This is a genomic window from Butyrivibrio sp. AD3002, from assembly GCF_000420905.1.
Lineage (GTDB): Bacteria > Bacillota > Clostridia > Lachnospirales > Lachnospiraceae > Butyrivibrio.
In genome coordinates this window covers 195526-209157 of sequence record NZ_ATVV01000002.1, presented here as the reverse complement: position 1 = coordinate 209157, position 13632 = coordinate 195526, and the positions used below count along the sequence as shown (strand labels likewise).

The following is a 13632-nucleotide window of genomic DNA, read 5'->3' as shown; positions in this document are numbered from 1 at the left end:
AAATGATAGCAATGGAATCACCATTCTTGCTGATCACCCTACCACAGATCACCAACCTCCAAAATGCCCATATAGCAATAGCATTTATCACTCCACTGATCAAACGCACCAAATGCCAATTGTTTGTCATCTTCCAAAGTATCAAGCACACAATGTAACTCCCCGGGGGATGAATATCCACCGAGTTATTAATCTGAATCTGTTCAATTATCGTGGGATATGATTCGACATCAGCAATAGTATAAAACTCATCATCATAACCATAGCTGTTAAACCCAACATAGCCATATAGTAGGATTAAAAGACATAACGAAAGTATGATCAAGAATGATTTGTTGGTTGTTTTGTTCTCAAACCTCATAGTTATCAACACTCCAATATTGTAGTCGCTATTATGCGGCAGATTATACATTTAGGCATTGTTAGGAAGTATTATATCATATTAAACATATCATAATAATCAAATAGACAGTGCTTCGCTTTCTGTTAACATATGAAAAAAAAGTAAGTACCGTTCTTGAGATTAGCACAAAGCAGTCGATACACCTCAAGAGAACAACTGGTTCTTACATCGGCTTGCATCATTATATTCAATGGTTTACAATTCATTGGTTAAACAGAAAAAGCAAAATTTTCACGGTGACAGGCACCACTGTTTTTCAATGCGCAGGATGTCTGTCGCATCAGAGGAAAACTTTGAAGGCAAGCTCTTCGTGCAGTTCATAGCACTACAGCTGATGTCTTATATCAAAAAGCAGATGGATGAAAATGGCCTGTTCAGCGACTACACAATGCAGCCACTGCTTGACGAGCTGGATGTCATCGAATACTACCAGCAGCCCGGCAAAGCCCATCATCTGTCTGAAATAACTAATAAACAACGTAAGCTCTATGAGCTTATGGAAGTACCTGTCCCGACATAATCCTTGGTATAAAATGACGGGACTTTAGGTTTCAGCGGTCCATATGAGCCAGCTTGCCATACAAGCCCTTGATATGAGTATTCCTTTACGTTCAAAGTGCTTTTCAAGTCGGTAGTTCGGTACTCCCATCTGATATTTCTGATATCCCACAAAAGCGATAAGAGAGGGCGTGGCAAAGCTGTGCGGAATTAAAGCTGGTGGCGCGGTTGCACATGCCGTGTGCTTTAGGACATATGGAGATGGAACGGCATGGAGATAAAAATACTATTTTAATAATTTTGGGGGAATAAGAGGTATGAACAGAGACGAGATAATAAGTCAGGTAATAGAATATTTACAGGACGATACTTCAAATAGTGCAATAATGATAAGTGGAATATGGGGATGTGGTAAGACTCACCTTTATAAGCATTATTTGGCTGATGAAATTACTAAGCTGGAGGCAGGGAAAAACAAGAGAAGAAAAAATTTCTATATTTCGTTATATGGAATAAAATCTGTTGAAGATTTATCCAAAGAAGTAATAATCAGCTTTATGACTTCAGAATGGAATAATGAGAAGAATGCCAAACAAGTGATAAAGACAGCAGATGGAGTTGCCAGTATATTGAGCAAGTCAATTTCTTTTTCATCCAACGGAGTGGGCGTTAAGTTAGAGGACCTCTTTGGAAAAATAAGGAAGATGCTCAAAGCCGGAGATATGGTAATCTGTTTTGATGATTTGGAAAGATCAAATATTCAGATAAATGAGTTGTTTGGGTTTATTGATAATTTAACTGAACATTGCAATTGCAAGGTCATTTTACTTGCTGATGAGAAGAATATTGGCAAGATGTATGCGAATACAAATTTAGAGAATAAGTATCTAACGGTTTTGAGTGGTGGTAGGAAAGTAATCACTAAAGATGAAGACAAAACTAATATATCGAAAGAATGCCTGACTTTTGAAGGATTAAAAAAATTATGTGAAGAAGTATATTCGGAAAATTATATTTATAGAGATATTAAAGAAAAGGTAATAGGTAATACACTTTATTATACGCCAAGTACAGAAGAGACTCTTAATGATTTGTTTTGTGCTATTAGTAAAGGTGATTACAAAAATTGCCTTATTGCAAAGCAAAAGTTTATTCTTGATAAATTTCTGCTATGTGGGAACGATATTAACTACAGAATCGTAGGTTGTTGGATTAGAAAATTTAAAAAAATATATGATGAATTGCACAGAGAATATAATTCCCATGTGTATTATGATAGCATACTTGATAATTATCTAATTTATAGTATTTATTGCATATGCATGGATATGAACAATATTTCTTTTGCAACAGGTTGGGAACCCAACTCGTATGCTAAGAGAATAGTGAGAAAGAAATCTCCCTTTGATAAGATTCTGGCGCATCGCTTTATAGATGAATGGGTAATTGGTTCCAGATGGAATAAAATTGCATTTTATCAATCCAGTAAGGAACTAATTGAAGCGTTCAAAAGAAACGAGGAATTATTGAAACAGTATGAGTTAGATGAGCGAAAACATCTACGTAAGTTGGCTGAATGGCGCTCGTTATCTGACGATGAAGTTAAAACTTTTATTTCCGAAGTAATAAGCGAATTGGCGGAAGGATTATATTCGTTCTATGATTTTCCTCAGATATTAGAAGATTTGATATTTTTCAAGAGGCTTGGGCTATACGATGGAAATCTGAATGAAGTAGGAAAATACATGCATGATCAATTATTAACATGTGAAGATGAGATAGAGTTTAATACTATTAGCAGGGAATTTGTTGAAGAAGATGATAGGGCTGAGTTTTTAAGGATTTATAAACCACTGGAGGAAGAAGCAAAGCAACATAACTTGTCATTGGGGAAGGATAATATAGCGAAAAAGTTTGATGATGCACAGTCTTTTAGGGACTATTGTAGTAGGCAGAAGCAATTCTTTGCTGAAGAAAAGTGCTTTGTGGGATACGTTGGCGTCGATATGATAGTGGAAATGATAAAAAAATCCAGCAGAGAGGAGATATATAAGATTACTCAAGGGATAAAAGAGATATACAATTTTGCTGACGTTAGCGATATTTTTAAACAAGATAGGGTATATCTGGAAGAATTGAATCAAAAAATAAAAGAAGGGGATTTCCTGAGTGATGGAATTACTGATCAATGTGCAAAAGACACATTGATCGGTGCCATAGACGATATTCTTGTAAGGCTCAGCGATGATGAAGAGAAGCAAGAGGAAGCTTAAAAAGAGCAATTATTGCAGTCGGTCAAGCTTTATTATCGTCTAAAACAGTAGTAGTCCGTATATCACATATAACAATTCTGTAGGGATACTTGATCTGAAGGATAGTGTTCTAAAGGTGTATTTTGAAATAAAGAGATGGAATCCGGGTGAAGTATAACATGGGGAAAGTATGAATACGTGAATCTGTATAAGTTCATACAGCAATTTTAAGCAGATTTGGGATGGAAGAAGAGAAAATACGGGATTTAATTAAACGTGGTATAGTGTACGGATAAGGAAAGGTATATTATGTTTATGCAAAGGGTCAACCATATGCGCATGAAAATGGATGTGCGACTGGGGATGAATGGTGATTACCGGAAGCATATAGATTGAAGGAGATACTAGTGTTTAACATAGTTAATGTCGTAAATGAAGAATGCATAATCTATAAATCAGGATTCATAGATGCTGCAAGATGTATTTTAAAAGGCTCAAATGATGATGATATTAAAATAGTTGCTGAAACTGAAATTAAAGACATGTTTAGCAAGATGATTTCGGCATTTAATTCAGGAAACACAGTTAGAATGTATTATCTGAAACGCAAAGATTCTGATTATATAGATTTTAGCAGTATACATAAATTCAGGCTTTGGCTAATTGAAAATCAGAATGCAGAGACTATTGAGAAGATCTTGCATCTTTTAAGAGCGTATTGCAATAAAAACAAAATCGAATACCCGGGCCTTTGCATAGCCTTTGGGGACTATGAAGCATCAATTTATAATACAGATATGTATTTTAATAATACGTATAATAAACACTGGCTTAGTGACGATCTTGTAAAGCAAATAATTAAGGATGTTGATAAATCTGAAGTGCTCGATGAAAACGTTATTAAAAGCCCGGTATTTGGACTAATGCCTGTAGAGAAGCTTTCCGGTGGGGTTAAGACACTAATGCTTATTTATAATAATCCGGATATGGTTTTTAATGCTTCGACATGTGGAGATAACTGCGCAAAATGGATATCGAAGTTTGCAGAGCAGAAGGATTTTGTTATCAATTTATATCATGCAATGAATTTTCCCGGAAAGAGTTTTAAAGCATATATAGTGAATAATGATAAAGTCATTAACTCTATGGAAGAATTATATATTTGTGCAGATGAATTTTGCAGGGGCAAATAATGATTGGAAAGTATAGCGTATTAGTAGAAAATAGATCCGTACAATTTAAGTTTGAAATTGAAAGGAATATAAGTATAATCCGTGGCGATAGCGGAACGGGTAAAACATCACTTATTAGCCTGATAGCAAATTACCAGAGTCAGGGTAAAGCCAGTGGTGTAAGGCTGGTATGCGACAAAAGATGTGTGGCTATGGTTGGATTAGGTGATGCATGGAGAAATTATCTGGACGATATTACTGACAGTATCATATTTATCGATGAAGGTGAAAGATATGTTGCCAGTGAAGAATTTGCTGAATGTATAGAACATAGTGATAATTACTTTGTGATAGCGACCAGAAATAATTTGTATAATATTCCTTATAGCGTTGACGCTATTTATGAAGTAAAGACTTCAGGCAGAAAGTATGGAGAACTTGGAAAGACATACAATAGCATAAAAAAGATGTATGGGGATAAGCTAAAGGGAGAATATAGCCTTTCTCAAAATGATAAGGTTATAGTTGAAGACATAAGGTCGAAATATTAAGAAAATATTAGGCAAATACTTTAGTGATTTGTAGAAACAGTAGTGGTGGGAGATGAAACCTTAATACGTATTCAAGATTGTATTTGATGTGCGTCAAATATGAATATGGCGCGAGTGTTAATATTTTTGTATAGATGAGTTGTTTGCAGAAAGGAGATTATTATGGCAGAGATGAACACAAAGGCAATGTTTAAGTTATCTTATGGGCTTTTCGTTTGCACGGTTGTGCAGGGTGGGAAGAAGAACGGCTGCATCATCAACACCGCTATTCAGGTGGCGTCGGAGCCGAATCGTATTTCCATAGCGGTTAACAAGGCTAACTACACGCATGACATGATAAAAGAGACAGGTCTGTGCAATGTCTCTGTTATCAGTAATGATGGTACTTTCGATATTTTCAAGCATTTCGGGTTCCAGTCGGGAAGGGATGTAGATAAGTTTGCGGATGCATCCGGTGAGATGAAGGTTGCTGATGGGAAGATTTCTTATAAGATCGCTGAGAACGGGGTTCCTTATATTACAACCGGTACCAACGCATATTTTTCCTTGAAAGTGGAGCAGACGGTGGATCTTGGATCGCATACTCTTTTCATATGTGAGCCCACTGCGATGGAGGTGCTGTCCGATACGTCGTCCTGCACCTACGAGTATTATCAGAATAATATTAAGCCAAAGCCCGAGGCGGTCGGCACGACTCCGAAGGGTGAGACGGTGTGGCGCTGCAGGATTTGCGGTTATGAGTGGGTAGGCGAGGAACTTCCGGATGATTTCATCTGTCCTATCTGTAAGCATCCGAAGGCGGATTTTGAGAAGGTTGTGAGATAAGTATTTGGTATGATTAACGTTTTGATGTGCACCTATAACGGTGAAAAGTATATAAGGCAGCAGCTGGATTCGATAATGGCGCAGACTTACCGGGATTTTCGGCTGTATATCAGGGATGATGGTTCGACGGATTCTACTATGCTGATCGTGGATGAGTATGTGAAGAGGTTCCCGGAGAAGGTGAAGGTGGTGTCCGGGGCTTCGCATCTGGGGTATCCGGATTGTTTCTGGGATGTCCTTCAGAAGTGCGAGAGCGCGGATTACTATGCGTTCAGCGACCAGGATGATGTGTGGGATGAGCACAAGCTGGAGTACGCGGCGGAGAAGATGGGGGATGAAGCTAGGCCGGTGCTCTATATTCATGATTATGATAACTGTGATGGGGAGCTTGGTTTGATCAGTAGGCACTGTCTTGGAGATGTGGCGGTGCTTGATGAGATGAGTATCTTGTTCTATACCTACGCGTCCGGTTTTTGCATGGTTATAAATAATGCTTTGCGGGATTTACTGCTTCGCCAGAATCTTGTTGGGAAGGCGATGTATCATGATGAGTTGTGCATCTGGACCGCATTTTTTCATGGAAAAATCTTGTACGATGATAGGAATCTTACGAAGTATCGCCGCCATGAGGCGACTTACACTGAGTACGGGAATGGCGTGGGGACGCTTGTTTCCAATTGGCTAAGGCGTGAGATTTTCGGTGATGAGTTTTTGCTGAAGTGCAGGCGGATCAGGATTTTCCTGTCGCTTAAGGAGATTAGGCCCTCTGAGAAGCGTGTTTGCAGAAGCTGGCTTTTGCTCTCCGGGGGACGGATGACTTTTGCCAGGTATTTTAAGAGGCTGTGCTGGGGGCATAGGCTCAGGCCTTCTGTCGGCGGCGAAGTCGCGCTGCGGATCATGTTTTTGATGGGCAGGGGGAGATGAGAGCAGGGGATGGATGCGATTGCCATAAACGTGTATTATAAAGGTAGTATAGTTTGCTCAAATAGGTGTATAATGTATACGATTTATCAGGCATGAAACGGGGGTGAGCATATGTTGCTGTATGATAAAAAGTTAATGTCATGTGGAAGTGAGATTATTACTCCTTTTGACAAAGATAAGATTACTAATATCGGTTATGATATTTCCACTGAAAAATATACACTTGGAAATAATAAAGAAAGTACAAGCGTTAAATTACAGCCCCATGATTCTGCGTTTGTCATGAGCAAGGAAAGCATAGAATTACCTCAAAATATTTTAGCAAAGGTGGTTCTAAGAAATAGTAGAATCAGGCAAGGATTATCTATAGATGCGCCGATTTATCAACCGGGGCATAAGACTAAAATTTTCTTTAGAATAACAAATTTTTCGGATAAGGAAATGAACTTAACCGACTTAGATGATTTTGCAACAATTATTTTTGAAGAACTTGACGGAGATGTAGAAAAAGGATATTCCGGGACTTTCCAAAGCGAGTTTGATTATAGGGGAATGGGGGATTATTCGTCTGTATATAACAGAGAACTTGACGAGATAGATAATAAGATTAAGGATCTAAAAGAAGTTGAAAAGCATATATATGGGAATGTCCTTACAATTATGGCGATATTTGTTGGTGTTTTCAGCTTGATCAATCTTAATGTTTCTTTTGCTGGCCAAGGATTTGATACAAAATATTTACTGGTTCTTAATCTGGTTACAATAGGCTCAGTCGGCATTTTGTTAGCGCTTGTAGATGCTTTGATTAATAATTCAAAGAATAAAATTGTTTGGGCGGTGCCTGTTATCAGTTTCATCTTGTCAATATTGATACATGTTGTGTTTTAATTATTTATAAGTTCTAAAAATGTAAAGAATGTCAGAGAAGATAAGGTATGCGGCTTGTGCTTCATACCTTATTTTTGGATAGGTGATAATTGGGGATATTTTGTAAATAAGAGGGCGTTTTGAAGAAAGTTTCGGTTATAATTCCGGTTTATAATGGTGCAAATTACATATATGTGATTTTCAGGCAGATATGTGCTCAGACTTATAGGGAGCTTGAGGTGCTGCTTGTTGACGACGGGTCGACGGATGATTCGGGGAGAGTGATTCGTGAGAAGATTGCGGAGTTTGAAGGTGATGGCATAGTCTTCAGGCTTATCTCCCAGGAGAATACCGGTCAGGGAGGTGCGCGAAATCGCGGAATCGCAGAAGCGAGTGGGGATTATCTTCTTTTCATGGATCAGGATGATCATATCAGGGAGGACTATATCGAGCAGCTCTTGGAGGTTGCTGAGCGGGATGGAAGCGATATTGTGATCTCCGGCTATGAGCATGTGACGGCGGGCGGCGAGGTTCGCGAGCATGTGGAGCTTGAAAATAACGAGTGGTGCAGGTTTATGAATATTACGCCCTGGGGTAAGATTTACCGCAGGGATTTTGTGGTGCGCGAGGGGATTAAGTTCCTGCCGGTGCCGCTGGGTGAGGATATTTATTTTAATGTGCTTTGTTATTCGCACACGCGGAAGGTGTCGTATACGGAGTATGTGGGATATCAGTGGGTTATAAATGAGAGTTCGGTGTCCAATACGGTGCACAGGTCTGTCAGCGAGGAGGCGGATGTGCTGCGGCTTTTCGATGCGCTTGCGGGGATGGACAGCGCCGGTGAGTGGATGAAGGACGAGCAGTTCAGGTACTTTATGCTGAAGACCGGTATTTTCCATGTGCTGTATGCGGCGAAGGGTACGCCTGCGGGGAAGCTGCTAGAGTATCGCTCGGATATTTTTGATTGGTTAGAGCGGAAGATGCCGGGGATTACCGGTAATCGCCTTATTGGATGGAACAGTCCTATGGGGGAGAGAGCAGGCGTCCGCAGAGCGGTTTTTGTATTTGTGATGCTGAGGAGATTGAGACTTGATGGGGTGTTTTTGAGAGTATTCAGGTTGGTGGGGTGAGGCCCCCCCTCATCCGGCGCTGCGCGCCACCTTCCCCCGAAGGGGGAAGGCTTTATTGGAAGGCGGTAATGTAGTATGCTTAATGAGTGTAGATGAGGTGTTCGATTTTTCTTTACTAAATCAGGAATGTAATGGGGATGTTTATAATCCTAATTCCGTATGCCAGGCTGTGAGAACTTCTGTTTATGATTCTTATTGGTCCAAAACGGAGACTTTTGGGGCGCTTCTCGAGTATATAAATTTGGATAAGGATGGTTTACAGGCTGATATTATCCAGATGATCGGTGGAAATGAGATGCCGGTAGACACAGCTACTTTCCAGAATGATATGACTTCTGTTCAAAATCGTGATGATGTCCTTTCGCTTCTAATTCATTTGGGCTATCTGGCATATGATTCGAAGACAGATAAGGCAAGGATTCCTAACGAGGAGATCAGACGAGAGTTTGTCAGTATGGTTCGTACCGGTAACCATGAGGCTACAAGCAGAATTATTAGGAATTCTGATCAGTTGATTGCGGATACTATTGATGGAAATGAGGATGCAGTTGCCAAGGCTTTGGAGGAAGTACATTCTGCAGGAACATTTGGGATTTCTCCGCTTTTTTATAATGATGAGCAGGCGCTGAGGTCAGTGGTTAAGTTTGCATATATAAGCTGCGCAAATAATTATATTAAGGTGGAGGAGCTTCCTTCGGGGAGAGGATTTGCAGATATTGTGTATATTCCTCGTCCGGGTGAGATGCTGCCGGTGCTTCTGATAGAGTTGAAAATGGATGATAGTTCGGAAGGCGCCATTGGGCCGATTAAGGATAGGAAATATCCTAAGGTATTTGAAAATATAAAGGGCGAAGTTGTCTTGTGTGGGATAAATTATAATTCCAAGACCAAGAAGCATGAGTGCAGGATTGAGAAGATGACTTTTCCTCAAGGTTTATGCTAAAATTATATGATATATAAGCGGGCTCATTTGCCTGGAGGATGTTAAAAACTTCAAGGGGATGGAGAAAGCGGTTATGCCGAAGACTAGGATAAGGTTAAAGGGAAAGCTCAAGACTTTTCTTAGAATTTTCATATATCTGGGGATTCTGTTAGCGTTTGTTACGATTGCGGTGTTTACCGTGGATTTCAGGGCAGGGCTTATAGTTGCTGCGTTCGCGGCGCTGTATCTGATGGCTGTAATTTATCTCGATTTTTATAATAAGCCGATAATAATGAACGAGCTGGTGAGTTTCGCCACGGAGTATGGGCAGATTCAGAAAAAGCTCCTTCGCGAGCTGGATCTTCCGCATGCGCTTTTGGATGATACCGGAAAAGTTGTGTGGACAAATGCGGCCTTTGAGAGGGCGCTGCACCAGGAGAAGGGTTTTCATAAGTCGATTTCCGTGCTTTTCCCGGGGATAACTCCTGAGAAGTTCCCGACGGGCGATGAAGAGACGCACCAGGATGTTGAGTACGACGGCAATTATTTCACGCTGAAGATGAAGAAGATCTCGCTTGATGAGATGGCGGCGAACAGCGATATCATCGAGTCGGACGGCTACGAGGGCTATCTGGTTGCAGTTTATCTGTTTGATGAGACTGCGTTAAAACTGGCTATAAATGAGGTCGATTCCCAGAGTCTGGCAGCGGGGCTGATTTACATTGATAACTATGATGAGGCTCTTGAGAGTGTCGAGGAGGTCAGAAGGTCGCTCCTGACGGCGCTTATCGATAGAAAGATCAACAAGTATATCGCGACCTGTGATGGTATTGCGAAGAAAATTGAGAAAGATAAGTATTTCGTGGTAATGCCGAAGAAGTCGGCGCAGTATCTGAAGGAAGTGCGCTTCGATATTCTGGAGGATGTTAAGACTGTTAATATCGGTAATGAGATGGCGGTTACGCTCAGTATCGGTGTCGGAATTGACGGTTTGTCCTATGCGCAGAACTACGAGTTTGCAAGGAATGCGATTGATGTGGCGCTTGGCCGAGGCGGTGATCAGGCGGTTGTGAAAACTCCGGACGAGATCATGTATTTCGGTGGTAAGAGTCAGAAAGTCGAGAAATCTACGAGGGTTAAGGCGAGAGTTAAGGCGCATGCCCTTAAGGAGATTATTAATGGAAAAGATACTGTTATCGTTATGGGTCACAGGCTCGGTGACGTTGACAGTTTCGGTGCTTCGGTCGGCATTTACAGAATTGCCAAGACGCTCGACAGAAGGTGCCATATAGTTTTGAACGATGTTACCAATTCGATGAAGCCTTTGGTCGATCTTTTCAAAGATAATCCGGAGTACGAGTCGGATATGATTATCAGTAATCAGCAGGCGATTGATATCGCAGGCAACAACGTGGTTCTGGTGGTTGTGGATGTCAACAGGCCGAGTATTACTGAGTGTCCGGAGCTCCTGAAGTTCTGTAAGACGATTGTGGTGCTCGATCACCACAGGCAGGGCGCCGAGGTTGTGGAAAATGCGACGCTTTCCTATGTTGAGCCCTATGCGTCGAGTGCGTGCGAGATGGTTTCCGAGGTTCTGCAGTACATAGACGAGACTGTTAAGATAAGGCCGGAAGAGGCTGACAGTATGTACTCGGGAATTGTTGTGGATACAAATAATTTCATGAACAAGGCCGGTGTCAGAACTTTCGAGGCGGCAGCGTTCCTTAGAAGAAACGGCGCGGATGTGACGAGAGTTCGTAAGCTCTTCAGAGAGGATGCGACGGAATATAAGGCAAAAGCGGATGCTGTCGGTCAGGCTGAGATCTACCGCGGTGCTTATGCGATTTCGGTCTGCAGCGCGGATGAGGTTCAGAGTCCCACTATCGTTGCGGCTCAGGCGGCAAACGAGCTTCTGAATATCAAGGGTGTTAAGGCGAGCTTTACGTTCACGCAGTATCAGAATCAGATATATGTCAGTGCGAGGTCGATTGACGAGGTTAATGTTCAGATTATTATGGAGAAGCTCGGCGGCGGCGGACATATAAGTTCAGCGGGATGCCAGTTTGAGGGCATTGGAATCGACGAGGCGATCGGAAAAATCAAGGGGCAGATCGATATTATGATCGAGGCCGGGGAGTTGATGTAGGCCCCTCATCCGGCGCTACGCGCCACCTTCCCCCGTAGGGGGAAGGCACAACAACCTTCGCCTTCTCCTAGGGGAGAAGGTGTCAGCGAAGCTGACGGATGAGGGGAAGGCATAAAATATATGGAGGATGTTATGGAAGTAATTTTACTTGAAGACGTTAAATCACTTGGAAAAAAAGGCGATGTCGTTAAGGTGAGCGACGGTTACGCTTCGAATTTTATTTTACCTAAAAAGCTTGGAGTTGAGGCTACAAAGGCCAATCTCACAAACTTGAAAAATCATAAGGCGAAGGATGCGCGCGATGCGCAGGCTCTTCTTGAGAAGATGCAGGAGTATGCGAAGGAGATCGAGAAGGCGACCGTGCATCTCACAATGAAGGCAGGCGAGGGCGGAAGAGTTTTCGGTTCTGTTTCTTCGAAGGAAATTGCTACAGAGGCAAAGAAGCAGTGCGGTTTTGATATCGATAAGAAAAAGATTCAGCTTTCAGAGCCCATCAGAAACTTCGGTACCACTGAGGTTCCTGTAAAGCTTCATCCTCAGGTCACCGCAACACTCAGAGTTTCTGTTACGGAGGCTTGATATGCCCGAAGAAAATGTAATCCAGCGCACGATGCCGAACAGCCTCGAGGCTGAGCAGTCGGTGGTCGGCGCCATGCTAATTGATAAGGATGCGATTCAGATCGCGTCGGAGATAATCACAGCGGACGATTTTTACAACAGGCAGCTGGGGATGCTCTTCGAGGCGATGGTTGAGCTGCATCAGGTGGGCACTCCGGTCGACGGGGTGACGCTGCAGAATCATCTGAAGGAAAAGAATGCACCTCCGCAGGTCTACGATATGAATTATATTCTGGGGATGGCGAGCTCCGTGCCGACGTCCGCGAATGTGAAGTTCTACGCTGAGATCGTCAATGAAAAGAGTAAGCTCCGCGAGCTTATTCATTCCTGCGGCGACATCATAAATGAGTGTTACAGCGAGAATAAGGACCTGCCGGATCTGATGACGGATGTGGAGAAGGAGATTTTTCGCATTACGCAGCTTAAAAACAGCGGCGAGTTCGTTCCGATCAGTGAGATCGTTATGAATGCCCTCAACAAGATCGAGATGGCAAGTAAGATGCAGGGCACGGTTACCGGTCTTGCAACAGGTTTTACGGATCTTGATTATAAAACCGCGGGCTTCCAGCCTTCTGATCTGATTCTGATCGCAGCCCGTCCTTCAATGGGTAAGACTGCGTTTGTTTTGAATATTGCTCAGTATATGGCTTTTCATCAGGATAAAACCGTTGCGGTTTTCTCTCTGGAAATGTCAAAGGAGCAGCTGGTTAACCGTCTGATGTCCATGGAATCCCATGTTGATTCGCAGCACATAAGGACAGGTAACATGACGGATATGGACTGGGAAAACTTGATTGAGAGTGCGGATCTGATCGGCAGGTCGCATCTTATCATCGATGATACGCCCGGTATCTCCATCCAGGAGCTCCAGTCGAAGTGCAGAAAATACAAGATGGAGCACAATCTCCATATTATTATGATCGACTACCTGCAGCTGATGAGCGGCAGCGGTAAGCGTTCCTCCGAGTCTAGACAGCAGGAGGTATCTGAGATTTCAAGAGCGCTCAAGGCTCTTGCCCGTGAGCTGAACGTGCCTGTTGTTGCGCTGTCACAGCTTTCCCGTGCGGTTGAGCAGAGACCCGACCACAGGCCGATGATGTCCGACCTTCGTGAGTCCGGCGCGATCGAGCAGGATGCGGATATGGTTATGTTCATCTATCGTGATGATTACTACAATAAGGATACCGAGCGCAAGGGTGTCTCCGAGATTATTATAGCAAAGCAAAGAAACGGCCCGATCGGTACGGTTGAGCTGGCATGGCTTCCTGAATTCACCAAGTTCGCGAACCTCGAACCGTCGAGAAGAAGTATGCAGGAATAAAAG

13 protein-coding genes are annotated in these 13632 nt (G+C 42.4%); 12 read left to right on the top strand and 1 reads right to left on the bottom strand.

Annotated elements, in window-relative coordinates:
• Nucleotides 1-671 precede the first annotated feature (671 nt).
• On the top strand, nt 672-923 hold the full coding sequence (locus G596_RS20690; RefSeq protein ID WP_049944837.1) for a hypothetical protein: 252 nt from the start codon (nt 672-674) through the stop codon (nt 921-923).
• 24 nt (nt 924-947) lie between these two features.
• On the opposite strand, the gene G596_RS26055 is transcribed toward G596_RS20690, so the two are convergent.
• Nucleotides 948-1112 carry an IS66 family transposase gene (locus G596_RS26055; RefSeq protein WP_081646620.1) on the bottom strand — a complete coding sequence of 55 codons (165 nt, stop codon included), beginning with the start codon at nt 1110-1112 and terminating at the stop codon, nt 948-950.
• A gap of 106 nt (nt 1113-1218) precedes the next feature.
• Between G596_RS26055 and G596_RS0103305 the strand changes: the two genes are divergently transcribed.
• The 11 genes from G596_RS0103305 (at nt 1219) to dnaB (ending at nt 13629) form a co-directional block, all read left to right on the top strand.
• Nucleotides 1219-3174: a P-loop NTPase fold protein gene (locus G596_RS0103305; RefSeq protein WP_022760415.1), complete on the top strand. Its 1956-nt coding sequence runs from the start codon at nt 1219-1221 to the stop codon at nt 3172-3174.
• 386 nt (nt 3175-3560) lie between these two features.
• Nucleotides 3561-4346: a DUF4869 domain-containing protein gene (locus G596_RS25840; RefSeq protein ID WP_022760414.1), complete on the top strand. Its 786-nt coding sequence runs from the start codon at nt 3561-3563 to the stop codon at nt 4344-4346.
• Nucleotides 4346-4876, top strand: coding sequence for an ATP-binding protein (locus G596_RS20685; protein ID WP_022760413.1), 531 nt, complete (start codon nt 4346-4348; stop codon nt 4874-4876). Before G596_RS25840 ends, G596_RS20685 begins: the two co-directional genes overlap by 1 nt.
• Before the next feature lie 171 nt (nt 4877-5047).
• Complete coding sequence (locus tag G596_RS0103290) at nt 5048-5701, top strand: flavin reductase (protein ID WP_026671175.1); 654 nt, start codon at nt 5048-5050, stop codon at nt 5699-5701.
• A gap of 9 nt (nt 5702-5710) precedes the next feature.
• Complete coding sequence (locus G596_RS23405; protein ID WP_022760411.1) at nt 5711-6625, top strand: glycosyltransferase; 915 nt, start codon at nt 5711-5713, stop codon at nt 6623-6625.
• Between the two features lie 111 nt (nt 6626-6736).
• Entirely contained in the window at nt 6737-7513 is a 777-nt protein-coding gene (locus G596_RS0103280) for a dCTP deaminase domain-containing protein (RefSeq protein ID WP_022760410.1), read from the top strand.
• 119 nt (nt 7514-7632) lie between these two features.
• A complete protein-coding gene (locus G596_RS0103275; RefSeq protein WP_022760409.1) occupies nt 7633-8622 on the top strand; it encodes a glycosyltransferase family 2 protein in 990 nt (329 codons plus the stop codon).
• Nucleotides 8623-8704: 82 nt separating this feature from the next.
• Complete coding sequence (locus G596_RS20675; RefSeq protein ID WP_196805181.1) at nt 8705-9565, top strand: hypothetical protein; 861 nt, start codon at nt 8705-8707, stop codon at nt 9563-9565.
• Nucleotides 9566-9638: 73 nt separating this feature from the next.
• Nucleotides 9639-11690, top strand: a complete 2052-nt coding sequence (locus G596_RS0103265) for a DHH family phosphoesterase (protein WP_026498363.1) — start codon at nt 9639-9641, stop codon at nt 11688-11690.
• A gap of 132 nt (nt 11691-11822) precedes the next feature.
• Nucleotides 11823-12269, top strand: a complete 447-nt coding sequence (rplI, locus tag G596_RS0103260; RefSeq protein WP_026498362.1) for a 50S ribosomal protein L9 — start codon at nt 11823-11825, stop codon at nt 12267-12269.
• 1 nt (nt 12270) lies between these two features.
• The gene (gene dnaB, locus G596_RS0103255) at nt 12271-13629 is read left to right on the top strand and encodes a replicative DNA helicase (RefSeq protein WP_022760405.1); all 1359 of its coding nucleotides are present in this window, start codon (nt 12271-12273) and stop codon (nt 13627-13629) included.
• Nucleotides 13630-13632: the final 3 nt, after the last annotated feature.

Bases quoted from the DNA above. Each gene is read 5' to 3' on its own strand.
- G596_RS20675 (WP_196805181.1), top strand. From the start codon at position 8,705: ATGAGTGTAGATGAGGTGTTCGATTTTTCTTTACTAAATCAGGAATGT.
- G596_RS0103265 (WP_026498363.1), top strand. From the start codon at position 9,639: ATGCCGAAGACTAGGATAAGGTTAAAGGGAAAGCTCAAGACTTTTCTT.
- G596_RS0103290 (WP_026671175.1), top strand. From the start codon at position 5,048: ATGAACACAAAGGCAATGTTTAAGTTATCTTATGGGCTTTTCGTTTGC.
- G596_RS20685 (WP_022760413.1), top strand. From the start codon at position 4,346: ATGATTGGAAAGTATAGCGTATTAGTAGAAAATAGATCCGTACAATTT.
- G596_RS23405 (WP_022760411.1), top strand. From the start codon at position 5,711: ATGATTAACGTTTTGATGTGCACCTATAACGGTGAAAAGTATATAAGG.
- rplI (WP_026498362.1), top strand. From the start codon at position 11,823: ATGGAAGTAATTTTACTTGAAGACGTTAAATCACTTGGAAAAAAAGGC.
- G596_RS0103280 (WP_022760410.1), top strand. From the start codon at position 6,737: ATGTTGCTGTATGATAAAAAGTTAATGTCATGTGGAAGTGAGATTATT.
- dnaB (WP_022760405.1), top strand. From the start codon at position 12,271: ATGCCCGAAGAAAATGTAATCCAGCGCACGATGCCGAACAGCCTCGAG.
- G596_RS20690 (WP_049944837.1), top strand. From the start codon at position 672: ATGTCTGTCGCATCAGAGGAAAACTTTGAAGGCAAGCTCTTCGTGCAG.
- G596_RS0103305 (WP_022760415.1), top strand. From the start codon at position 1,219: ATGAACAGAGACGAGATAATAAGTCAGGTAATAGAATATTTACAGGAC.